The organism is Bhargavaea cecembensis (genome assembly GCF_000826125.2).
Classification (GTDB): Bacteria; Bacillota; Bacilli; order Bacillales_A; family Planococcaceae; genus Bhargavaea; species Bhargavaea cecembensis_B.
Map to the genome: position 1 here is coordinate 1,436,316 of NZ_LN651373.1, position 22,560 is coordinate 1,458,875.

19 protein-coding genes are annotated in these 22,560 nt (G+C 58.0%); 16 read left to right on the forward strand and 3 right to left on the reverse strand.

Annotated elements, in window-relative coordinates; genetic code table 11:
* Nucleotides 1-641: 641 nt before the first annotated feature.
* The 4 genes from BN1189_RS12555 to BN1189_RS12570 all read left to right on the forward strand — a co-directional run bounded on the left by BN1189_RS12555 (nt 642) and on the right by BN1189_RS12570 (nt 6,454).
* Nucleotides 642-1,094, forward strand: a complete 453-nt coding sequence (locus BN1189_RS12555) for an OsmC family protein (protein ID WP_040228551.1) — start codon at nt 642-644, stop codon at nt 1,092-1,094.
* A gap of 13 nt (nt 1,095-1,107) precedes the next feature.
* Nucleotides 1,108-2,076 carry a helix-turn-helix transcriptional regulator gene (locus BN1189_RS12560; RefSeq protein WP_179860954.1) on the forward strand — a complete coding sequence of 323 codons (969 nt, stop codon included), beginning with the start codon at nt 1,108-1,110 and terminating at the stop codon, nt 2,074-2,076.
* 122 nt (nt 2,077-2,198) lie between these two features.
* A complete protein-coding gene (locus BN1189_RS12565; protein WP_040228553.1) occupies nt 2,199-3,371 on the forward strand; it encodes an exonuclease SbcCD subunit D in 1,173 nt (390 codons plus the stop codon).
* Nucleotides 3,368-6,454, forward strand: a complete 3,087-nt coding sequence (locus tag BN1189_RS12570) for an AAA family ATPase (RefSeq protein WP_040228554.1) — start codon at nt 3,368-3,370, stop codon at nt 6,452-6,454. Before BN1189_RS12565 ends, BN1189_RS12570 begins: the two co-directional genes overlap by 4 nt.
* Nucleotides 6,455-6,543: 89 nt before the next feature.
* On the opposite strand, the gene BN1189_RS12575 is transcribed toward BN1189_RS12570, so the two are convergent.
* The gene (locus BN1189_RS12575; protein WP_257125421.1) at nt 6,544-8,874 is read right to left on the reverse strand and encodes a YhgE/Pip domain-containing protein; all 2,331 of its coding nucleotides are present in this window, start codon (nt 8,872-8,874) and stop codon (nt 6,544-6,546) included.
* A gap of 138 nt (nt 8,875-9,012) precedes the next feature.
* Here BN1189_RS12575 and BN1189_RS12580 point away from each other — a divergent pair, with 138 nt between their 5' ends.
* Complete coding sequence (locus BN1189_RS12580; RefSeq protein WP_040228555.1) at nt 9,013-10,308, forward strand: serine hydrolase domain-containing protein; 1,296 nt, start codon at nt 9,013-9,015, stop codon at nt 10,306-10,308.
* 49 nt (nt 10,309-10,357) lie between these two features.
* On the opposite strand, the gene BN1189_RS12585 is transcribed toward BN1189_RS12580, so the two are convergent.
* A complete protein-coding gene (locus BN1189_RS12585; RefSeq protein ID WP_052455864.1) occupies nt 10,358-11,590 on the reverse strand; it encodes an MFS transporter in 1,233 nt (410 codons plus the stop codon).
* Between the two features lie 262 nt (nt 11,591-11,852).
* On the opposite strand from BN1189_RS12585, the gene BN1189_RS12590 reads away from it, so the two are divergent.
* The 10 genes from BN1189_RS12590 (at nt 11,853) to BN1189_RS12635 (ending at nt 20,900) form a co-directional block, all read left to right on the forward strand.
* Nucleotides 11,853-12,128, forward strand: coding sequence for a helix-turn-helix domain-containing protein (locus BN1189_RS12590; protein WP_040224721.1), 276 nt, complete (start codon nt 11,853-11,855; stop codon nt 12,126-12,128).
* On the forward strand, nt 12,122-13,000 hold the full coding sequence (locus BN1189_RS12595) for an IS3 family transposase (RefSeq protein WP_052455554.1): 879 nt from the start codon (nt 12,122-12,124) through the stop codon (nt 12,998-13,000). Before BN1189_RS12590 ends, BN1189_RS12595 begins: the two co-directional genes overlap by 7 nt.
* Before the next feature lie 198 nt (nt 13,001-13,198).
* Entirely contained in the window at nt 13,199-15,091 is a 1,893-nt protein-coding gene (locus BN1189_RS12600; protein WP_040228557.1) for an ABC-F family ATP-binding cassette domain-containing protein, read from the forward strand.
* 22 nt (nt 15,092-15,113) lie between these two features.
* Nucleotides 15,114-16,247, forward strand: a complete 1,134-nt coding sequence (locus BN1189_RS12605; protein ID WP_040228558.1) for a conserved virulence factor C family protein — start codon at nt 15,114-15,116, stop codon at nt 16,245-16,247.
* Between the two features lie 3 nt (nt 16,248-16,250).
* Entirely contained in the window at nt 16,251-16,685 is a 435-nt protein-coding gene (locus tag BN1189_RS12610) for a BrxA/BrxB family bacilliredoxin (RefSeq protein WP_040228559.1), read from the forward strand.
* A complete protein-coding gene (locus BN1189_RS12615; RefSeq protein ID WP_040228560.1) occupies nt 16,682-17,464 on the forward strand; it encodes a class I SAM-dependent methyltransferase in 783 nt (260 codons plus the stop codon). Before BN1189_RS12610 ends, BN1189_RS12615 begins: the two co-directional genes overlap by 4 nt.
* Nucleotides 17,465-17,853: 389 nt before the next feature.
* Complete coding sequence (locus BN1189_RS12620; protein WP_040228561.1) at nt 17,854-18,432, forward strand: YpjP family protein; 579 nt, start codon at nt 17,854-17,856, stop codon at nt 18,430-18,432.
* A 252-nt stretch (nt 18,433-18,684) separates the two neighbouring features.
* The gene (locus BN1189_RS12625) at nt 18,685-19,629 is read left to right on the forward strand and encodes a thymidylate synthase (protein WP_040228562.1); all 945 of its coding nucleotides are present in this window, start codon (nt 18,685-18,687) and stop codon (nt 19,627-19,629) included.
* A 36-nt stretch (nt 19,630-19,665) separates the two neighbouring features.
* The gene (locus BN1189_RS12630) at nt 19,666-20,154 is read left to right on the forward strand and encodes a dihydrofolate reductase (RefSeq protein WP_040228564.1); all 489 of its coding nucleotides are present in this window, start codon (nt 19,666-19,668) and stop codon (nt 20,152-20,154) included.
* Nucleotides 20,151-20,900: a lysophospholipid acyltransferase family protein gene (locus tag BN1189_RS12635; protein WP_040228565.1), complete on the forward strand. Its 750-nt coding sequence runs from the start codon at nt 20,151-20,153 to the stop codon at nt 20,898-20,900. The genes BN1189_RS12630 and BN1189_RS12635 overlap by 4 nt, the downstream gene beginning before the upstream one ends.
* Nucleotides 20,901-20,931: 31 nt before the next feature.
* On the opposite strand, the gene trhA is transcribed toward BN1189_RS12635, so the two are convergent.
* Nucleotides 20,932-21,561 carry a PAQR family membrane homeostasis protein TrhA gene (gene trhA, locus BN1189_RS12640; protein ID WP_040228567.1) on the reverse strand — a complete coding sequence of 210 codons (630 nt, stop codon included), beginning with the start codon at nt 21,559-21,561 and terminating at the stop codon, nt 20,932-20,934.
* A gap of 125 nt (nt 21,562-21,686) precedes the next feature.
* Between trhA and BN1189_RS12645 the strand changes: the two genes are divergently transcribed.
* Nucleotides 21,687-22,526, forward strand: coding sequence for a DegV family protein (locus BN1189_RS12645; protein ID WP_040228568.1), 840 nt, complete (start codon nt 21,687-21,689; stop codon nt 22,524-22,526).
* The last annotated feature ends 34 nt before the right edge of the window (nt 22,527-22,560 follow it).

Here is a 22,560-nt window from a genome sequence, read left to right on the forward strand (position 1 = left end):
AACAATCCGGAAAACGGCTCCGCACGGCTGCGGAGCCGTTTTTGTTGTGGATTACGGGTGATTATGAGATCGGGCAGCCAGGGAAGTGTGAGCCACCGGAAAGCGACCGTGAAGTTAAAGGGAGCCCTCCAGCTCTCCGTCCAAATGCATCCGCGAAAACGTCAGTTGCATCCGTGAAAATAGCGGAAGGCAAAATGCGTCCGCGGAATCGCTTGTTGCGTCCATGAAAATTGCGAGAAGCAAAATGCATCCGCGAAAACGCCTGTTGCATCCGCGAAAACGTCTGTTGCGTCCGCGGAAATTGTAGGCGACAGAAGTGCATCCGCGGAAATGGTAGGAGACAAAGTGCATCCGCGAAAACGCTTGTTGCATCCGCGAAAATCACAAGAGGAAAAATGCGTCTGCGAAAATCCTTCCGCATTTGCCACCCACTCGCTCCGAAAAGCCACTCACTCAGCTTTATTTGCCACCGGCTCGCCCCTAATAGCCACCGACTCACCCACAATAGCTACCGACCCGCCCCCAATTGCCACGCACTCAAGTCCGCCGCCGCCCCGGCCCTTTGATGAAGTTCCTCAAGTTGCCCTGCCGGCCCCGGCTGTTCTACCATGTACATATGCAAAATGGAAAGGAAGTTGGTTATGGCGGAGCATTTGTTTACGTTGAAGGCGGATTGGCCTGGCTTAAGGAACGATGTGGGTTCGATCGAGGCGGAGAATCTGAGGACGAAGATTTCCGTTCCTCCGGAGATGGACGGGCCCGGCATTGGGACAAATCCGGATGAGATGCTGCTTGGGGCGGCGGCGACGTGCTATATTATTACGCTTGCTGCGATGCTGGAGCGGGCAGGGATCGACAAGCAATCTCTTCGGATGGAGTCGGAGGCGGCGGTGGATGTGACGAACGGCGTGTTCACGTATAAGCGGATCACCCATAGGCCGGTTCTCGTTCTGGAAAGAGGCGCAACGGAATCGGAGGTTGAGAAGGCGCAAGGATTCGCTGTGAAGGCGGAGGAATCTTGCATGATCAGCCGGGCGCTCCGCGGGAATGTGGAAATCCGGCTGGAGGAGAAGGTTCGGCGTGCCGGCGAGTGACGGGGATAAACGTTTGAACGCGAGAGGACGGCTCCTGAAAGTCCTCCATATTCTGATGGAGGAGACGGATGACCGGAATGCCCTCACCATCCATGACATCCACTCGCGCTTCGAAGGGTTCGGCGTGAGTGTGAAGGCGGTCCGGGAGGATGTTCAGGCGCTCGAGGAGTCGGATGATTTTCCGGTGACGGCCGTTCAGGAGAAGGAAGGGACCGTCAAGCGGTACTTTTTCGACGGCCGGCGCTTTCAGATCCACGAGTTGCGGCTTTTGCTGGACGCCATTTCGGCGGCCAAGTTCATTCCTGAACAGCTCACCCAGTCGCTGCAGGGGAAAATCCGCAAGCTGACGAGCCGGCCGCTTGCCGCGCAACTGAACAACGAGCTCCACGTTGCCGTCGATTCGGCCGGGGTAGCCGATACGGCGATTGCCGTCCAGACGCTTCATGAAGCGGTCCAGCAGCATCTGCGGATTGCCTTCAAGTACGGGAAGTATACGCCGGACAAGGAGTTCAAGCTGTCAAGGGACGGCGGTGAATACGTGGTCGAGCCATACGGCCTTGCCTGGAACAACGACAAGTATTACCTGGTCGCCCATTTCCCCGAGGAAGAGGAGGTCCGGCAATACCGGGTCGACCGGATGAGGGAAATCCGGCTCGAGGGAAGCCCGTTCGTTCCGGATCCGGAATTCAGCTTGCAGAGCTATCTCGGGAGCACGTTTCACATGTACAGCGGGGAGCCGATTTCCCTGGAGGCCCGGTTTGAAAACCGGCTCATCAATGTGGTCATCGACCGTTACGGGACGGCTGCGAACATCCGGCGGGACGGAGACGGCCATTTCATCCTGAAGACCCAGGCCGCCATGAGCGACGGGCTCGTCCGCTGGCTGCTCGGCTGGGGCAAGGGGGTCCGGATTCTGCATCCGCCCGTTCTCGTGAAGCGGATGGAAGAAGAGATCCGCGGCATGCATCGTCTGTATGAATGAGCCGCCTGCTGGACGGGGCGGCTCTTTCGCTTTCCGGCAATCATGCTCTACCCCGCGCGCCTTTGCTCGTTTATAATGATGGAAAGGGAATCTTTTTAAAATAAATGCAGGGAGGGTTATCCATGAAATTTTTCCACACTGCCGACTGGCACCTCGGCAAGATTGTCCAGGGCGTCCATATGACCGATGATCAGAGATTCGTGCTGGAGCAGTTGATCGAGGCGGCCAGGCAGGAACGGCCGGATGCCATTGTCATCGCCGGAGATCTGTATGACCGCGCCGTCCCGCCGACCGATGCGGTGCGGCTGCTGGATGATGTGCTTTCGGAGATTGTGCTCGGCCTCGGCATCCCGGTCATTGCGGTCGCGGGGAATCATGACAGCCCGAACCGACTGCATTTCGGGAGCGGATTCATGGGGCAGAGAGGGTACCATATCTCGGGTCTTCTGGAAAACGGGGCGGAGCCGGTCGTTCTGTCAGACGGCTTCGGCGAAGTCCATTTCCATTGTGTGCCATTCGCCGACCCGTCCATCGTCCGTGGCGTCTATGAGGCTCCCGAAGTGACCGGCCATGATGCGGCGATGGGCTGCGTGCTGGACGAGATGCAGGGACGGTTCGATGAAAGGGCTCGCCATGTGTTCGTCGGGCACGCATTCGTCACGCCGGGCGCTGAACCGGAAGAAAATACAAGCACTTCGGAACGTCCGCTTTCGGTCGGAGGTGCGGAGTACGTGGATGCAAGCCGGTTCAGCCTGTTTCATTACACCGCGCTCGGCCATCTGCACCGGGCGCATTCCGTCGGCAGCGAGACGGTCCGCTATTCGGGGTCGCCGCTGAAGTATTCCATTTCGGAGGAAACCCACCGGAAGGGCTTCCTGGCGGTTGAGCTTGACGGAGACGGCCGGGTGCAAGTGGAACACCGTCCGCTCAAGCCGAGAAGAGATATGCGGACAGTCGAGGGAACACTGGCCGAGCTGCTGGAGATGGCACCGTCCGAGGATTATGTGTTCGTCCGTCTGCTTGACCGGGCGCCGGTCCTTTATCCGATGGAGCGGATCCGGACGGTGTTCCCGAATGCCCTCCATGTCGAGCGGACGATGCCGATCCACCGGGAGAGCGCGTCCGGCAGCAGGGGGAGCCTTTCGGAAATGGACGACCTGACGATGTTCCGCGCGTTCCACGAGGAAGTGGAGGGATCCGCGCCTGATGAGGAGACGGAAGCGCTGTTCCGGGAGATGCTGGATGAGCTGCTCGGCGCCGAGCGGGAAAGCGAAAAGGAGGCGGTCCGGAAATGAAGCCGCTCATTTTGAAGATGACCGCATTCGGTCCGTACAAAGAGTGTGAGACGATTGATTTCCGGGAGCTGGACGGGCGCGGGCTGTTTGCGATCTCCGGGCCGACCGGTTCCGGCAAGACGACGATTTTTGATGCGATCTGCTTTGCCCTGTACGGGAAGGCGAGCGGAGAAGAGCGGGACGACAAGAGCCTGCGTTCGGATTTTGCGGACGACCAGGTGTACACCGAAGTCGAGCTCCATTTTGAGACCGCCGGCGATACATACCGGATCATGAGGAGGATGGCCCACGTCAAGGCCGGGAACAAAAGTGCGACCGGCGACCGGATCGAGCTGTTCCGTCTTTCGGACGGCAAGGAACAACCGGTGACCGACCGCCAGATGACGACGGAAGTGAATGCGAAAGTCGCTGAATTGATCGGCTTCACGCACGACCAGTTCAGCCAGATCGTCATGCTTCCGCAGGGCGAATTCCGCAAACTCCTCACGTCCGACACCGAAAACAAGGAAAAGATCTTCCGGAAGATTTTCCGGACGAAGAAGTATAAAGACATGGAAGCGGTCCTGAAAGAAAAGAAAGACCGCGTCCAGCAGGAATGGCAGGGGGCGGCCGGACGGATCGCCTGGCAGGCGAAGCATCTGCGGGACACGCTGCCGGGGCTCGGGGAAGAGCTGACCGTCCAGCTGTCCGCGGAACATCCGAATCCGTCGGCGATCATCGGAGAATTGATCACCGAACAAGAACGCCACTCGGAAGCGCACCGGCTCATCGGAGAGCAGGCGAACGAGCTGGCCGGCCGGCTGCAGGACCTTTCCGCCAAGCTTGCGGCGGCAAGGGAAGTGGCCGCGCGCTTTGAAGAATGGGAAAAGAAAAAGTCGGAACTGACCGGACTGGAAAGCCGGCTGCCGGAAATGGAAGCGGTCAAAGAGTCCATTTCAAATGCGCGGATCGCCGCGCGGATCCGGCCGCTTGAAGAGAAATTGCTGGAATGCCGGAAAGAGCATGAAGCCTCCCTTGAAGCGTTCCGGCAGGCGGAACTGGAGCTCGTTGCTTCCCGGGAAGGCGAGCGCCTGGCGAATGCCGCTCTTGAAGAGATTTCACGGGGCGACGCCGGTGCGGAAGCCGAGAGCCGGGAAGCGGACCGTCTTGAGGAGTCCCGCCCGCTCATCGGCCGCAAGCAGGAAGCGAAGAAGAAGCTCGCCGCGGCGCGCAGGCAGCTGGATTCATTGAAAAAAGAGATCCGGACGGCCGAAAACGAGCAGGCCTGCCTGGCCGAAGAAGGGACGCAGCTCCGCAAAACACTCGGCGAGCTTGAGGAGCAGCTGGAGGATACGGAGCACCTGTACGGCAAACTCGGACGACTTGAACGCGATCTGGAGCTGCTGGATGAATACATGAACGTGTCGCTGAAGACAACTGCGGCAAAAGAGCGGGCGAAATCGGCCGGGCAAATGGCGGCCGATGCCGAACAGATCCTGGAACAGCGGAAGCGGGAACGCCGCGACGGCCTGGCCGCGGAATTGGCGGTTCATCTCCACGACGGTTCGCCTTGCCCGGTCTGCGGCAGCGCGGATCATCCGGCACCTGCCGCATCAGGAACGGCGGGCACGGAGGCCGGACTGCTGGAAGAAGCTGAAGCCGCCTGGCGGATTGCCCATGCGGACTCGATCACGGCTGCGGGTGCTCACCGGATGCTGGAAGAACAGAAGGAAAGCCTTGCCGGACAGATCGCAGGACGCGGCATGGATCCGGCAGATGCCGGTACGCTTGGCGAAGAGCGCCGTTCGGCTGTTTCCCGGTGCAAGGAGGAGATCCGGCTGGCGGGCGAACGGAAGGAACAGCGGAACGTCCTCCGCGAGCGGCTTGCCGAGATTGACCGGAAACTGGAAGAAGCACAGTCGGTTCTGTCCGGCCTCAAAGAGCGCGAGCAGGAATTCCTCCGGGGCTCGGCGGGACTCGAAGCCCAGATCGGAGAGATGGCGTCGGCGCTTCCGGAAGGCCTGCCGGATCTCGCTTCCCTTGACGCCCGGCTCGGGACACTCCGCGAAAATGTCCGTGCGCATAAGGAACAGAAGGCCGGGGCGGAACGGAAATTGACCGATGCATCGGACCGGCGCAAGCGAGCCGAGCAGTCGCGTCTGTTCGGCGAGGAACAGGCCGGGAAAGCGGAAGCCCGGAAAAATGAGGCGGAAGAAGCCTTTGCCGAGGCGCTCGGCCGTTCCAAGTTTGCCGGGGAAGCCGGGTACCGGGAAGCCCTCATTCCGGAAAGCCGGCTTGAGGATCTCGAAGAGAAAGTCATGGAATTCGACCGGGCGGTTCATGCGGTCCGCGTCCGGGTCCGGGAACTGGACGCGTCCCTCGAAAATACGGAGCGGCCGGACCTGGAGGCGCTCGCCGGAGAAGAGGAGGCGTGCCGGGAGAGCGCGGAGGCGGCCCGGGAAGAGCTGATCCGCTCCAAGTCCCTGCTCGACATCCTCTCAAAAGGCATCGCGGACATGCGCGAAGCGGCGGGGGATGCAGAGGAACTTGAACGGAAGAGAGGCAAGATCTCCGCCCTGCACGATCTGCTGCGCGGGCAGAATGCGGATAAGCTCTCATTCGAACGGTATCTGCAGATCGAATACTTGGAACGCATCCTCGTGGCGGCGAATGAACGGCTGAAAAGCCTGTCAAACGGCCAGTTCGAGCTGATGAGGAGCGACCGCCAGGAAGCGCGCGGCCGTCAGAGCGGCCTCGGAATCGATGTGTACGATGCCTATACCGGACAGGCGCGCGACGTGAAGACCTTGTCGGGCGGAGAAAAATTCAATGCCTCGCTGTCGCTCGCGCTCGGAATGGCGGACATCATCCAAGGGTTCGGCGGCAACGTGCGGATCGACACGATGTTCATCGACGAAGGTTTCGGCTCGCTCGACCCGGAATCCCTCCAGAAAGCGGTCGATGCACTCATCGGACTCCAGCAGACCGGACGGATGGTCGGTGTCATCTCCCACGTCGGAGAACTGAAGGCTGCCATGCCGGCCGTCCTGGAAGTCTCCAAATCAAAAGCCGGCCATAGCACGACGGAATTTGTGCTGAAGTGAACGGGCGGTGTCAACTTTCAAAAAAAACAAACAGGCACGGGGCTCTCGGCTCCGTGCCTGCTTTATTCAATTCTTGATGCCGCGCTGAATCAGTGGAACAATCCGGACTCCCTCGATTTTTTCAGCAGTTTGTTCATGCTGTTCGTGAGCCTTGCCTTGAAGAACGTCCCGAACAGAATGAAGGCGATTGCGATTCCGAGCAGGACGGGGATGTCCGTCGTGACATTGGCTTTCACGACGCCGCCCGTCATTTCCCTCATCAGGTCGATTGCATAAGTGAACGGCAGGAACGGACTCAGCTTCTGGAAGAAGTCCGGGAGCAGGACGACGGGGTAGGTCCCGCCGGATCCCGCAATCTGCAGGACGAGCATGACGATCGCCATCGCTTTCCCGACGTCCCCGAATACGGAGACGAGGGTGTACACGATAGAGATGAAGACGAGGCTGATGAACAGGCCGGACAGGATGAAGCCAAGCGGCACCGCTACTTTGACACCGAGGATCAGCAAGTCTCCCGCCGTGACGATCAGCGCCTGCAGGAGGGCAAACACCGCGAATGTGATGAGCCGTCCGAAGTAGACGGTTCTCGGATGATAGACCGCTTCCCGGTGAACGTCAGTCGAAAGAAGGGAGATGAGCAACAGACAGCCGACCCAGAGCGAGAGGACCGTATAGAACGGCGTCATTCCGGTTCCGTAGTTTTCGATCGGGAACATCTTGTTTTCATGGAGCACGATCGGTTCTTCGAAAAAGCCCTTTTCAGCGGTCGGGTCGTTCAGCAGAAGATCGATGATGTCATTGACATCCGTTTCACCCTGCAGTTTGCGGATCCGGTCGGCAAGCTCCGTGATCTTGGAATATACATACGGATACTGGTTGAGCACGTCGCTGATCACTGTTTTCCCTTTTGTCAGGTCGCCTGCCGTGCTGCTCAGGACCCGTTCCGCTTCCGGGAGTTTGTCCTGGATGCCCGTTAGGAGGTCCCTGGCGTCCGTCAGCGTTTTTTCAGCGCCCGCGATTTCTTTATCAATGGTCGGTTTGATCGTGTCATGGTACATCTTTGAATAGCTGTCAATGCTGACGGAGACGTTCTGTGCAATGCCCTGCAGCTCGTCCACCCATCCTTTTGCCTGCTCTACATAGCCTGTCGCCGTATCGTTGACCGCCCGCGCATTCGTCTGCGCTTCCTGCAGCACGCCTTTCAGCTGACCGGTCGCGTCTATGGCGTGCTGGATGCGTTCCCGGCGGTCGGGAAGCGTGAGATCCGGCTTAATGTCCGGCAGCTGGATGTCCGGTGCGACCGGCCGCTCCGGCTGATTCCCTTCATCTCCGCCGGTTTCACCTTGGCCTTCGTCCGGACCGGGCTTGACCGGAATATCGGGAACCGGAATGTTGTCCGGCGAGATGGGATCCGGAGCGGCGTTCGCCAGTTCTTTCAGCTTTTCCAGGTTGGCCTGGATGTCATCGACGGACTGGATGGCGCCGGTCATCCGGTCATCCAGCTGCTTTTTCGCTTCGTCGAGCCGGGAAGTATCAAGGTCTGCATTCTGGATTTTTTTAAGCATGTCATTCACTTCGCCGGACACCCGGGAGGCCGTCTCCAGGTCTTTATCAATCTGGGGGGCGATGGCGCCGAGCTGTTTCTGCGCCGAGTCCAGATAGCCGAGTGTCCGGTTGATCGTGCCGAGGCCTTCTGTCGTCAGCCGCTTGGCTTCGGGCATCGCTCCCTGTGCCTGGCTGATGAGCGAATCTGCATTTTCCGCGTCGTTGTAAGCCGATTCCAGGAGGTCGTGCACACCCGGCAGTTCCTTTTCGGCGGTGAACACGTACTGCTCGAACTTTTCGATGTCCGGAAGATCTTGCTCGATCTCCAGCCCGATCTGATTGAACATGTCGAAGATGACATTGTTGACGGTCGATGTAAATTCGCTGCTCAGCGTCTGGACGACGGTCGTAGCGCCCTTTTCCGTAATCTTCGGCGCGATGGAGTTGATTTTTTCATTGACGTAGTACTCCATTTCGGCCTTTTCCGGCTTGTCGGTCACGACGGTGGCCAGCCTTTCGGAAAAGTTTTCCGGAACGACGATGGCGGCGAAGTACTCGCCGCTTTCCACCCGCTCCATCGCATCGTCACGTCCTGTAAACTTCCAGTCGATGCTGTCGTTTTCTTTTAATGATTCGACGAGTTCGTGGCCGACGTCGATGTGCTCATCCCGCACATCCGCACCCAAGTCCTCGTTCACGACCGCGACCGGAAGCTGGTCCGTCCGCCCGTACGGGTCCCAGGACGCGTAAATATTGAACCACGCATAAAGAGACGGAAGGAAAATGAGGCCGCCGACCAGGATGGCGGCAACCCAGTTCTTTGCAATGTTCACGAAGTCGGTTTTGGCAATTTCAAACGGTCCACGCATGGGCATCCCTACACTTTCTGAAGACTCTTCTTCTGTATATCGTACCCTTCGAAGCCGCCGAGAAACCGTGTCTTTCCTTTGGCAAATAAAAGGAGTCCGCCAGCGCCGCATCGAAACAGGTTCTTAAAGAGGGGGAGAAGAAGGATGGAAGAAAAGAGAATCATCGACTTTATCGAAAAGGAAAGAAATGCACAGAACATCCCCGGCATGGCCGCTGCCGTTTTCAAAAATGGTGAACTCTTTGAAGAGGGATCCGGTGTGATTGAAATCGGCAAGGACGCACCTGTCCGGCCCGAGACGGTATTTGGAACGGCGTCGCTGACGAAGACGTTCACCGCACTGGCGATCATGATCCTGCAGGCGGAAGGGGAACTGTCCGTCCATGATCCGGTCGTCCGTCATCTTCCGGAGCTGGAGCAAGTGGCGGCGATCCGCGATTCGGAGATCCGCCACTTGCTCTCGCACACGACCGGCCTGCCGCCGCTTGAGCGCCGGGAATCGATCGTCGGGTTCGAGGCGCATGTTGATTATCTTCAGTCGGCGGTTTTCGAACCGTTGGGACGTCCCGGTGAACGGCTCAGCTACAGCAACGATGCGTTTCTCCTTCTCGGTGCGATCATCGGCCAGGTGTCGGGCACGGATTACCAGTCGTTCATCACGGAGCGGATCATCCGGCCTGCCGGAATGACGAGGACATCCTTTGATCCGCCGCCGCAGGGCACGCAGGAAAACGTCGCCGTCCAATATGCGGAGACCGGCGGCGAACTCCGTCCCGTCGAGTGGCCTTCCCTCGGAAATTATGCGGTCGGAGGAGGCATCCGGTCGACGGTTCGTGATCTTATGAAATATGCACGGCTTTATATCGATGATGAATACCGGGAGCGGGTGCTGAAGGTCCGGCTGGACGTGTCCGAGATGTGGTCGGACGTGCAGCGGGCAGGCCGGTTTTCCTCCTACGGATACGGCCTGACGGTTTCGCGGGATTTCCATGGACTTCTCTTCGTCCATCACGGCGGAAGCCAGCCGGGTGTCTCATCGGCGATCGGTTTCATTCCGGAAAAACGAATGGCCGCAGTGGTTTTGACCAACCGCTCCGAGGCGCGTGCCGATCGGATTCTGCACGGAATCCTGAACATCGGACTCGGCCGGGATCCTGAAGACGACCCGTTCCGGGAACCGGAGTACGACATGGCGGAGGATGAGTTCGGGAGATTTAACGGTGTGTACGTCAATGACGAGGACCCGGAAGGATTCGAGATCCGGCTGGACGGGGGGCGTCCTGTGATGAGCGCCGGCGGAAAGACGGACGAGCTCCGGGCAAGCGGACCGTCAACGCTTGTCAATGAACGGACGAGCAAGCCAGTCGAATTCATGTTTGGCGAAGACGGCAAGCCGGCGTCCGCATTTATGGGACTCCGGATTTTCCGGAGAAAGGGATAAACAAAGCAAACCGCCGGCATCCGTGCCCGGCGGTTTATTCGTTATATGTTCAGGTTTCAGGAACGGGTTCATACCGTGCCGGATCCGGCACGAAGTAGAGAACAATCCCGCCGATGATAAACAGGATGACGAGGCTGAAGACGCCGGCGTTCGTGTTGCCGGTCATCTGCGCGGTGACGCCGACGAGAAGCGGCCCCATGATCGACGCAAACTTCCCGAAAATGTTGTAGAAGCCGAAGAATTCGTTGGAGTTCTCTTTCGGGACGAGCCGGCCGAAGTACGAGCGGCTGAGCGCCTGGATTCCGCCCTGGGAAGTGCCGACGAGCATCGCGAGGACCCAGAAGTCCGTCACGCTGTCCATCGTGTAGGCGTAAAAACAGACGAATGTATAAACCGCAATCCCGACATACAGCATGCGCTTTGTGCCGAACCGGTCGGCAAGACGGCCGTACAGGAAGGAAAACGGCGCCGCGATCACCTGGGTCATGAACAGGATCAGCAGCAGGTCCGTCGATCCGATGCCGAGATCCGATCCGTACGCCGTCGACATCGAGATGATCGTGCCGACGCCGTCGATGTAAAAAAAGTAGGCGAGCAAAAACAGGAACAGGCCGCGGTATTTCCGGATCTCCCGGAACGTTCCGGCCAGCCTGCGGAACGAGCGGGCGATCGGCTGCGGTTCAGGTTCGATGAAAAAGCGCTGCTTCACATGGCGGAACATCGGAATCGAGAAGAGGATCCACCAGATCGCCGTGATCAGAAATGCGGCCCGGCTGGCATTCGTCATCGACAGCGGAATCAGTTCAAACTGCGCGAGCATGATGATCGCGATGGCGATGATGAACGGGATGCAACTCCCGATATAGCCGATCCCGTAGCCGAACGCCGACACCCGGTTCATCCGCTCCGACGTCGAAACGTCCGTCAGGAATGAATCGTAGAACACGTTCGCCCCGGTCGATCCGAGTGCCGCGAACGTATAAATGATGAGCAGCAAGAGCCAATTGTCAGCCGGCACGAACGCCAGCGCTGCGGTCGCGCCGGTCCCCAGGACGAAGAAGAATGTAAAGAACTTCTTCTTCATTCCTTTATAATCGGCGATCGTGCCGAGTATCGGTCCGAGCATCGCCAGGATGAACGTGAAGATGGAGATGGTATAGCCGAGATAGGCCGTCGAGTCGGAGCCGCTGATACCGGCATCCGTGGCCGCCGCCTTGTAGAACAGCGGAAACACGGCAGTCGTGATGATGATGGAATAGGCGGAATTCGCCCAGTCATACATGGCCCAGCTTTTTTCTTCGGTCGTCAGCCGGAGTTTCAAATCCCGATCCCCCTTTAAGAGTGATGCCTGTTTTTCTACATTGTATCAATTACGTCCCGGGAAAAGGAGAAGTTTCAGAAATATATGTTGGAGTGAGGTGAGGCGGATGCGGGGCGAGTCGTCCGCATTTGGCCCCGAGTCGTCCGTATCTCGTGATATGGTCCCCTTAGAGTTTACACCTTGATTCTGTCACACTAGGAGTAACGAAAAGGGGTGCCGAAAAATGAACCAGAAGCGGGATTACGATATAAAAGTGAAAGCAGTGGAGGAATTTTTTGAAGGCTCTTCCACTGAGGAGTTGGCTCTTTCGTACAATGTCTCGGATCGGACGATCCGACGCTGGGTCGAAAAAGTGGAGATGGATGGCTTCGAGGCTTTGCATGACGCCAGGGGCAAGAATGGCCGGAAACCGTCGGATGAGAAGGATGCTCTGATTGAACTGCAGAAGGCGGAGATCCTCCTCTTAAAAAAGCTCTTGGATCTGAAAAGGGGGTGTTAAGCAAACAAGATAGTTTCCTGTTCATCGACCTGAATAAGGACACCTTTTCGGTCTCCCTCCTCGCGGAGGCGTCGGATGTCTCCCGGCAGGGTTATGCCAAGTGGAAGAAGCGGCAGGATCACTCTGCCCAGGATCTCAAGGATGAGCAGATGTTTCACTATATCTCCAAGGTGTTCGCCAAGTCCCGGGGAACCTATGGGCGACGCCGGATCAAGCTGGCGCTCCAGAGAGAGTTCGGGCTCACCGTCAATATCAAGCGAATCTCCAGAATCATGCGCCGATATGGGCTCAAATGTCGGATTCGCCGCAAAGGGTACCGTCACGGCGGTACAGAGGGGAAGGTGGCGCAGAACCTCTTGAAGCGTAACTTTAAAGCCACGAAGCCGATGAAGAAATTCTCGGTGGATATCACATACGTGCGCGCTTTCGTTCCTACGGAACACTGGACCTATCTGTGCGCCATTAAGGACCTGTACGACGACTCGATCGTAGCATTCGCCTACGGGCCGAACCAGGACACCGGCCTGGTCCTGGAAGCGCTCGAGATGCTGGAGAAGGTGAAAGGGAACCGGAAGAAGGCCATTATCCACAGCGACCAGGGCAGCCAGTTTATGAGCCTGAGATACCAGAAACGCCTTCAGTCGATGAACCTGACACCGTCCATGTCACGGCGCGGCAACTGTTGGGATAATGCATGCATCGAGAGCTTTTTCAGTCACTTCAAAACTGAGATTGCCTGCTTTGGCGACCCTCGGTCTCTTGAGGAGCTTCGGATTGCCATCGAGGAATATATCTACTTTTATAACCACGAACGCCTCCAGCTCAAGCACGGCGTGCCTCCTGCCGAGGTCGGAAGTGTGTTGGCTGCCTGAATCTTTATCGGACAGAATCAACTGTAAACTTGACAGGGACCAGACCATGGACCTGAATCGTCCGCATCCGGGCCTGAGTCGTCCAGGTTTTTATTTCCACTCCGGCGCTTCCGCCCGCACGGTCCAATCAGCCGGATGGTCGGGGCGTCCGGTTTCTTGTATGATGGAGTTGTGACTTATCGGAATGGAAGTGGGAACATGAGCCAACTCATCGTATCGAACCTGACGAAGACGGTCGGGGACAAGACGTTGTTCAACAATATCAGTTTCACGATTACGGCCGGTGACCGGATCGGCCTGATCGGGGTGAATGGAACCGGGAAATCGACGCTTCTGTCGATCATTTCGGGAGAGCTGTATGCGGACGAGGGGACGTTTGACCATCCGAATGATTACCGGATCGTCCATCTGCCGCAGGATCCCCAGCTGGAGCCGGGCCTGTCGGTCTTGCAGACGGTGTTTGCGGGGGATTCGCCGCTGATCCGGCTGAATCGTGAATACGAAGCCGCGCTGAAGGAACTCGCCGCTTTTCCGGGATCTGAAGCCGCGCAGGACCGGTTCGCCGCTCTGCAGGCGAGGATGGATGCGGAAGGAGGCTGGGATCTGAACGCGAGGGCGAAGATGATCCTTTCCAAACTCGGACTTCAGGATCCGGATGCACAGGCGGACACCTTGTCGGGCGGCCAGCGCAAACGCGCCGCGCTTGCGCATGTGCTGCTTGAGCCGGCGGACTTGCTGCTGCTCGATGAGCCGACGAACCATCTGGACGTGGACTCCATCGAGTGGCTGCAGGACTATCTCCGCCAGCTCGGCAGCAGTCTCCTGTTCATCACCCACGACCGCTATTTCCTCGATGCGGTGGCGACGAACATCTACGAACTGGCGGACCGCACGCTGTACAGCCACCGGGGCACGTATTCCGATTTTCTGGAGGCGAAGGCGCTCCGGATGGAACAGGCGGCGGCCACGCAGGAAAAGGACCGCAACCGGTACCGCAGCGAGCTGAAGTGGATCCAGAGGGGCGCCAAGGCCCGTTCCACGAAGCAGAAGGCGAGGATCGGCCGGTTCGAGGAGCTTTCGGAAAAAGTGAAGAAAGAGCATGATCAAGACCCGCTTGACCTGTCGCTCCTGACAAGCCGTCTCGGCAAGAAAGTGCTTGAAGGAGAACGGGTGACGAAGCAGTTCGGGGACCGGGCGGTGATCGATGATTTCTCCTTCCTTCTGCAGGGCGGCGACCGGGTTGCGGTCATCGGGCCGAACGGGGCGGGGAAGTCGACGCTCATGAACCTGCTCGCCGGGAAACTGCTTCCCGACAGCGGGGAGATCAGCCGGGGGGAGACCGTCCGGACTGCGCATTTCACCCAGCATCTGCCCGAAATGGACGAAAGCCAGCGCATCATCGAATACGTGACCGAAGCGTCGAATGATATCAGCCGGCAGGACGGGACCCGCTATTCGGCCGTCCAGATGCTCGAGCAGTTCCTGTTCCCGTCGAACGTCCACGGAACGCTCATCGGAAAATTGTCCGGCGGCGAGCGGAAGCGGCTGTACCTGCTCCGGCTCTTGATTGAACAGCCGAACGTGCTCCTGCTGGATGAGCCGACGAATGATTTGGACCTGGAGACGCTGTCCGTGCTGGAGTCGTTCATCGATACGTTCCCGGGCGTGGTCATCACGATTTCCCACGACCGGTTTTTCCTCGACCGTACGTCGAGGAAGTTGTGGGTGCTGGACGGCTCGGGGATGATCCGGCAGGAAATCGGAATTTATTCCGATTATCTGGAAAAGGCGTCGCTCGACAAGCCGGCAGCTGCGCAAAAGAACGTCCGGCAGGGAGCGGAGGCCACTCAGCCGGACAAGCCGAAAAAGAAAAAAATGACGCTCGGCGAGAAAAAGGAATGGGAAGAGATCGGCGGCAAGATCGAAGAGGTGGAACAGGCGATCATCGAAACCGAGGAAGAGCTGGCCGGCGCCGGTTCCGACTACGGCAAAGTGAGCGACATCTCAACAAGGCTGGACGAGCTGAACAGCCGGTATGAATCGCTCATCGAACGCTGGTCCGAACTCGAAGACCTTGCCGGCGGATCTTGACTGTAAAGAGGAGGGGTTTCAAATGAAAATCAAGTTGATCGAACCGACGCCGAGTCCGAACTCGATGAAGATCGTACTCGACCAGGAACTCCCGTTCGGGAAGGCGTACAACTATAAAAAAGAAGAGCTGGACGGCGCGCCGGACTTTATCCGGCAGCTGTTTGAAATCGAAGGCATCAAAGGCATCTATCATGTGATGGACTTCATCGCGATCGAACGCAACGGCCGCTTTGACTGGGAGCCGATCCTGGCCTCGGTCCGCGGGGTGTTCGGGGAAGAAGAGACGGGGGACCGCGAATCTTCAGAAGCGGACGAGCATTTCGGCGAAGTGTACGTGCACGTCCAGGAATTCAAGGGCATTCCGCTTCAGGTAAAAGTGTTTGACGACCACGGCGAAGACCGTTTCGGCCTTGGCAAGCGGTTCATCGATGCGATGAACGCCGTCATGAACGATGATGAAGAAAACTACATTCTCCAGCGCAAGTGGGCCGATTACGGCGTCCGCTACGGCGACAAGAAAGAAATCGGGGAAGAAGTCGTGAAAGAGATCGAGGCGGCTTATCCGCAGGAGCGGCTTGATGCGATCGTCCGCTCGGGAAGCGAGACGAAGGAAGCCCCGGTCCTCGGCAGGCAGAAAGTGACCCTTGAGGAGTATAGATCGGCGGACGGCTGGGAAGAGCGGTTCCGGATGCTCGACCAGATGCCGGACCCGACGATGGAAGACGTTCCGCTTCTGATGGAAGCGCTGGCCGATGAGAAAATGTCCGTCCGCCGGCTCGCCGTCGTTTATCTCGGCATGATCGAGGACCCGGCCGTCGTTCCTTATATCGGAAAAGCGATGGAGGACAAAAGCGCGCCGGTCCGACGCACGGCCGCCGATGCGATGAGTGACCTCGGATTTTCTGAATTTGAGGATCTGGCCATCCGGGCGTTGTCCGACAAAAGCAAGATCGTCCGCTGGCGCGGCGCCATGTATTTGTACGAATCCGGGACCGAAAAATCGCTGCCGGCACTTCATGAAGCGGAGAACGATCCGGAATTTGAAGTGAAGCTGCAGGCGAAGATGGCCGTTGCCCGCATCGAGGGCGGGGAAGAGGCGAAAGGGTCGATCTGGAAGCAGATGACCGAACTGAGATCAGCGGGGAAAGGGGAATGACAGATGGAAGCATATGAAGCGTACATGAAACAGGTGGCAGAACCGATGCGCCGGGAGCTCACCGGCAACGGGTTCACGGAACTCACGACGGACGATGAAGTGGAAAGCTTCATGAATTCCGCGGAAGGCGTGTCGCTCGTCGTCGTCAACTCGGTATGCGGATGCGCGGCAGGATTGGCACGTCCGGCGGTTGTCGGGGCGATCGAAGAACTCGAAAAAAAGCCGGACCACCTCGTAACGGTGTTCGCGGGACAGGACCGGGAAGCGACCGAAAAGATGCGGAGCTATTTTGAAGGGGTGCAGCCGAGTTCGCCGTCGATTGCTATCCTCGACGGCAGTGAACTCAAATACTTCATCCCGCGCGAGCAGATCGAGGACCATGACCTGGAACAGGTCCAGGAACACCTGGCCGGCGCGCTCCGACAGATGATCGGGTGAACCGGCCGATCGTCACAACCGGCCAGCATCCCGACGAACGGAGCGTGGAGCTCGCCGGACAGGTGGCCGGAGAACTGGGCAGCGATTTTGTCCCGAGGAAAAAGCGGTCGGTCCGAAAGCTCATGAAAGAGTTCGGCCGGCCGGTCGTCGTTGCGGGCAAGGAACGGTATGAATACCACACCGATCCCGACGTGCAGCCGCTGTTCTTCCACCCTGGGCTTGCCGCAATCCGGATCAAGCGTATCAGGGACGGGGGGAACGACGCCATGGCCGAAGCTTGCGGACTCCGTGCCGGAGATTCCTTCCTCGACTGCACGCTCGGCCTCGCAACGGACTCGACGGTCGCTTCGTTCATCGTCGGTCCCGGAGGCCGGGTGACCGGATGCGAGGCCGATCCGGTCGTCGCCTATATCGTCTCGCACGGACTTGAAACGTACACGGATTCTCCTCAGGACGTGCTCGAAGCGATGAGGCGGATCGACGTCCGCCGGGTAGAGGCGGGGGAATGGATCGCCCGCTGCCCCGACAACAGCTTCGACATCGTCTACCTCGACCCGATGTTCGAGGAAGCGATTGAAGAATCGGCCGCCTTCGCGCCGCTCCGTTCCGCCGGCGTCCACGGAATACCGGATGACCGGCTGTTCGAGGAAGCTCGCCGTGTCGCGCGGCGCCGGGTCGTCCTGAAGGCCCATTTCAAGTCGGCGCTTTTTGACCGGCATGGATTTATGCGGATTGAGCGCCCGAACACGAAGTTTCATTACGGAATACTCGACTGCTGAAAAGGAAACCGCCGGCTTGTGGCATGCCGGCGGTTTTTCATATCCGCGGTTTGACTTGCGTCACTCGCCGCTAAAATAGAAATACAGAAATAAAATAACCCCCTGAACCATTGGGGTCCAAGGGGTCAGCCGTCCGGAGGTCTACCGCTCCGCGACGACGATATCAGTGCGTAAAGTTAAAGTAGCTCAGGTATGCGAGAAGTGCGAGGAAGCCGATTCCGATCCAAGTGCTTGCGTCCATCTTTATTACCTCCTTTTAAGAAAACGAAGGGACTTTATGATGATTTCATTTACACATGAACTATTGTACAATGAACGCAGGAATAAAGAAACCTCTTACTTATCTCTTCCCGGAATTGACACGAATCTGACTGGACGGGTGATTTAAGATGAAAAAATGGATCCAGAAATCGTTAATGGTCGGTGTGGCGCTCCTGACGCTCGGCTTCATCCCGCCGAGCCACGAGATGTGGGATTCGCTCCTCGATGATAAAGGGCACCGCGAAATATCCGGCGGGGAAGTCCATGCGGAAGTCCTGCATGAGCCCGAAGCCCTTCCCGAGGAACCCGCGTTCCCTGACATCGCCAAACTTGCCGCCAAAGATCAGGCATTCGAAAAGTTCGGCAGCCGGATCGGCCCGGTCATCTCGGATGAATTTGAAGAGGTGATTCTGCCGAAGATCGAAGAAGCGATCGACATGACGCTCGTCTCGCTCGGTCCGGATGCCGTCCGCGAACTTGCGATCACGGAGCGGCCGGCCGGCGGCTACAGCGAAAAGATCTTCCATATCTTTGACACAGCGACCGGGAAGGACGTCATCCGCTTCCACGTGCGGACGGACAAGCGCCCGCAGGACGGCTACTTTTTCAACTTCCATTATCACACGGCGGAAGACGGCTTCAGCCGCCACATTGCGCTTGGAGACATCTACTGGTCAAAAAACACACCGCCGAAATGGCTGTCATGACAATGCAGTCCGGGAATCCTCTCATGGATTCCCGGGCTTTTTTGATTTCCTTGGCGCTTTTCCTGACTGCGGACGAATCGAACGATTCCCCCGGCCGGTCACAAATGCGCGGAAGCTGTGTGGGGAAAGGTCCCCGGCTCTATGTTAGAATGAAAGAAATCCCGGCGGGCAATCGGCCGGAAATGAATCTATAGAGTAAAGCCGGCGGGGGATGGAGCGGCCAGCCTCCCGCCCGGAACGGAGGCCGACGGCATGGAACAGTATTTGCAATTGTGCAAGAATATTATGGAGACCGGGACGGACAAGAGCGACCGGACGGGGACAGGGACGAGGAGCCTCTTCGGACATCAGATGCGATTCAATCTGGAAGACGGGTTCCCGCTTCTGACCACGAAGAAAACCGCTTTCCGGCTTATCGTCTCGGAGCTTCTCTGGTTTCTTCGGGGAGACACGAATGTGCGTGCGCTCATGGCGGAAAATAATCGGATCTGGGATGAATGGGCATTTGAAAAGTGGGCGGCCAGCCCGGAATATGACGGCCCGGACATGACAGACTTCGGAAGGCGGGCGGCTGCCGATCCGGAGTTCAAAAACGAGCTGGACGCCGAGATGGAGAAATTCCGCGGACGCATCCTCGCCGATGAAGCGTTCGCCGCAAAATACGGCGAGCTTGGCCCTGTTTACGGACGTCAGTGGCGTTCCTGGCCGGACGGCAAAGGAGGGACGATCGACCAGATCCGCAACGTGATCGAGTCGATCCGGAACAATCCCGACTCCAGGCGCCATCTCGTTTCCGCCTGGAATCCGGCGGAAGTCGATGACATGGCGCTGCCGCCGTGCCACACGCTGTTCCAGTTTTACGTGGCGGACGGCAAGTTGAGCTGCCAGCTGTATCAGCGGAGTGCGGACGTGTTTCTCGGCGTGCCGTTCAATATTGCGTCCTACGCCCTCCTGACGCATCTGATCGCCAGGGAAACGGGGCTCCGGCCCGGAGAATTCATCCATACGCTCGGGGATGCGCATATTTATTCCAATCACTTCGACCAGGTGAGGGAACAGCTGACGAGGGAACCCCGCCGGCTGCCCGAACTCGTGATCGGGGCGGAAGGCAAAAGCATTTTCGAGCTGGAAACCGGAGATATCAAGGTGGAGGGATACTACCCCCATCCGAAGATCAAGGCGCCGATCGCCGTTTAAATTGATCGCCGGTTAAATTGAAAGGAGCGGGCTTCGTTGATTTCATTCATTGTTGCGCATGATCCCGATCTCGTGATCGGAAAAGATAACCAGCTGCCGTGGCATTTGCCGGGGGATCTGGCTTATTTCAAGAAAATGACGATGGGCAAGGCGATGGTGATGGGAAGGCGGACGTTCGAATCGATCGGGCGGCCGCTGCCGGGAAGGCTGAATATCATCGTCACCCGGAATCCGGACTATGAGGCGGAAGGGGCCGTTGTCGTCCACTCAACAGAGGAAGCGGTCCGAAGGGCTTCGGATTACGCACCCGAAGTGATGGTCATCGGCGGAGCCGGGCTGTTCCGCTCGATGATGGAAGGAGCCGACCGGCTCTACATCACGCTGGTCCATGAACGGTTTGAAGGCGATACCCATTTCCCGGAATACCGGGACGACTGGGTGCTCGTCTCCAAGTCGGACATGCAGCAGGCCGAAGACGGCACCCGTTTCGACTACCGGATCTACGAAAGGACCCGGACGCTTTGAAGGCGGTCCGCTCGGCCCGGACATTCGGCTATCTGTTCGGCTACCTGCCGTTCTCGATACCGGCCCTCCGGAAAGTGAAAAAAGTGAAAAGCGGGCATGCCCCCGGCCGGACAGACGATCTGGTCAGCCGCGAGGCGAAGAAATGGGCATCCGGCATTCTCAGACGGGCCGACAGTTCGGTGACGGTCCGGATCCACGGGGACTTGCCGGAAGGTCCGGTCCTCTTCGCGAGCAACCATGAGGGCAACTTCGACATCCCGGTCCTCATCGCCAACCTGCCGAAACCGTTCGGATTCATGTCGAAGGCGGAAGTGAAAAAGCTTCCCGTCATCCGGAAATGGATGGTGGAGATGAACTGCGTGTTCATCGACCGGGCGGACCGGCGGAGTGCCGTTCAATCGATTCGGGACATGTCGGCCATGCTCCGGGAAGGTCATTCGATGCTCATCTTTCCGGAAGGCACGAGGAGCCGGGGGACGGGGCTCGGCGAGTTCAAGGCCGGTTTCGTCCGGGTCGCCAAAGATGCAGGCGCCCCGATTGTCCCGGTCGCCATCTCCGGCACTTCTTCCATCATGGAGCGAAACGGCAATTTCATCTGTCCGGCGGTTGTCACAGTCGATGTGCTGGAGCCGATCGGGCCTGACCTGATCGAGGAAATGCCGGCGAAGGAAGTGGCTTTGCTTGCACAGGAACGCATTGCCCGCACGCTTGCAGGCCGGCACAACGAAAACACGGCCGTCTCGTGAGGCGGCCGTGCTGCCATGCTATGATTTGACTCTAGCCGTATAATAAAACCGAAAAATACATCGCGGCGCTTCCGCCGATGACGAACAGATGCCAGATGGCATGGTTATACGGAATCTTGCGCCAGGCGTAGAAGATTGCGCCGACCGTGTAGAGGAGCCCGCCGATGACGAGCAGCGTGATTCCGTTCGTCCCGATCTGTGAATGGAGCGGACGGATCGCGAAGATGATGAGCCAGCCCATCGCGATGTAAAAAATCAGGGAGACGGCCTCGAAACGGTGAATGAAAAACACTTTGAAGAGGATGCCGAGAACGGCGAGTCCCCAGACGATCCCGAACAAAGTCCATCCGAGCGATCCGCCGAGCGACACGAGCACAAGCGGTGTGTAAGTGCCGGCGATCAGGATGTAGATGGATGAATGGTCCAGGATGGAGAAGAATCGCTTATATTTTTCGGGCATACTATGAAGCAAGGTCGACATGAGGTAGAGAATGAGCATCGAAACGCCGAAAATGGTGTAGGCGGTGATGTGAAGGGCGCTTCCGCGTTCGCTGCCCTTCAGGATGAGGAAGATGAGCGCAGGGATGCTGAGGACGAAGCCGATGCCGTGTGTGACGGCATTCCAGAATTCTTCTTTGTTGTTTTTATAATCGAAGGCCAAGGCCTCCACCTCACTTTTCTTGACTTGGACCGACGGGGGACCTATTCTTCTTTTACCGAACCTCTTTTTCTGAAACCTTATATTCATATATCATTTTACCAGTTTAATCACGGAAGGGCGATGAAATGGCTACTGTACACATCGTAACGGACTCCACAGCAGATATCGGCGAAGGGATCGCCGAAAAATACGGGATTCACATTGTCCCCCTTTCGATTCACGTCGGCGGGGAATCCTATCTGGACAAGATTGAGATCACGCCGGAGGAATTCCTCGACAAAATGGCGGCGGCCGATGAACTGCCGAAAAGTTCCCAGCCGCCGGTCGGCGTTTTCAAGGAGCTATACGACCGGCTCGGGGAAGACGGGAAGCCCGTCCTCTCCATCCATATGACCGGCGGCATGAGCGGGACCGTCGAGTCCGCCCGGGCGGCAGCCGAACTGACGAGTTCCAATGTAACGGTGATCGATTCGAAATATATCAGCTTCGCCCTGACTTTCCAGGTGATCGAGGCAGCCAAACTGTCCCTTGAAGGCAGATCGCTCCGTGAAATCGTCGACCGCGTCGAAACGGTCAGGAAAAACACGGCGCTCTTCGTCGTCGTGGATACGCTTGAGAACCTGGTGAAGGGCGGCCGGATCGGCAAAGGAAAGGCGATGATCGGTTCTCTGCTCAACATCAAACCGATTGCGGCGCTGAAAGACGGCGTGTACACACCGATCGGAAAGGCCAGGAACCACAAGCAGGTCGTCCGCCAGCTTTTCGACCAGTTCAAGGAGCATACGCTCGGGAAAACGGTCAAGGGAATCGGCATTTCCCATGCCCACGGGCTGGCCATGGGCGCTCCGCTGAAAGCGCTGATCGAGGAATCCGGCTATGAGGACGTCAAGCTCATGTTCACTTCGCCGGTCATCAGTACCCATACCGGACCGGGCGCCATCGGCTTCATGTATTACTGGGATTAGTCTGACCTTGGCGGGGTGCCGGCATCCCCGCCAT

Coding starts and splice junctions, on each gene's coding strand:
- BN1189_RS12555 (WP_040228551.1), top strand. CDS start 642: ATGGCGGAGCATTTGTTTACGTTGAAGGCGGATTGGCCTGGCTTAAGG.
- BN1189_RS12565 (WP_040228553.1), top strand. CDS start 2,199: ATGAAATTTTTCCACACTGCCGACTGGCACCTCGGCAAGATTGTCCAG.
- BN1189_RS12570 (WP_040228554.1), top strand. CDS start 3,368: ATGAAGCCGCTCATTTTGAAGATGACCGCATTCGGTCCGTACAAAGAG.
- BN1189_RS12575 (WP_257125421.1), bottom strand. CDS start 8,874: ATGCCCATGCGTGGACCGTTTGAAATTGCCAAAACCGACTTCGTGAAC.
- BN1189_RS12580 (WP_040228555.1), top strand. CDS start 9,013: ATGGAAGAAAAGAGAATCATCGACTTTATCGAAAAGGAAAGAAATGCA.
- BN1189_RS12585 (WP_052455864.1), bottom strand. CDS start 11,590: ATGTATGACTGGGCGAATTCCGCCTATTCCATCATCATCACGACTGCC.
- BN1189_RS12590 (WP_040224721.1), top strand. CDS start 11,853: ATGAACCAGAAGCGGGATTACGATATAAAAGTGAAAGCAGTGGAGGAA.
- BN1189_RS12600 (WP_040228557.1), top strand. CDS start 13,199: ATGAGCCAACTCATCGTATCGAACCTGACGAAGACGGTCGGGGACAAG.
- BN1189_RS12605 (WP_040228558.1), top strand. CDS start 15,114: ATGAAAATCAAGTTGATCGAACCGACGCCGAGTCCGAACTCGATGAAG.
- BN1189_RS12610 (WP_040228559.1), top strand. CDS start 16,251: ATGGAAGCATATGAAGCGTACATGAAACAGGTGGCAGAACCGATGCGC.
- BN1189_RS12620 (WP_040228561.1), top strand. CDS start 17,854: ATGAAAAAATGGATCCAGAAATCGTTAATGGTCGGTGTGGCGCTCCTG.
- BN1189_RS12625 (WP_040228562.1), top strand. CDS start 18,685: ATGGAACAGTATTTGCAATTGTGCAAGAATATTATGGAGACCGGGACG.
- BN1189_RS12645 (WP_040228568.1), top strand. CDS start 21,687: ATGGCTACTGTACACATCGTAACGGACTCCACAGCAGATATCGGCGAA.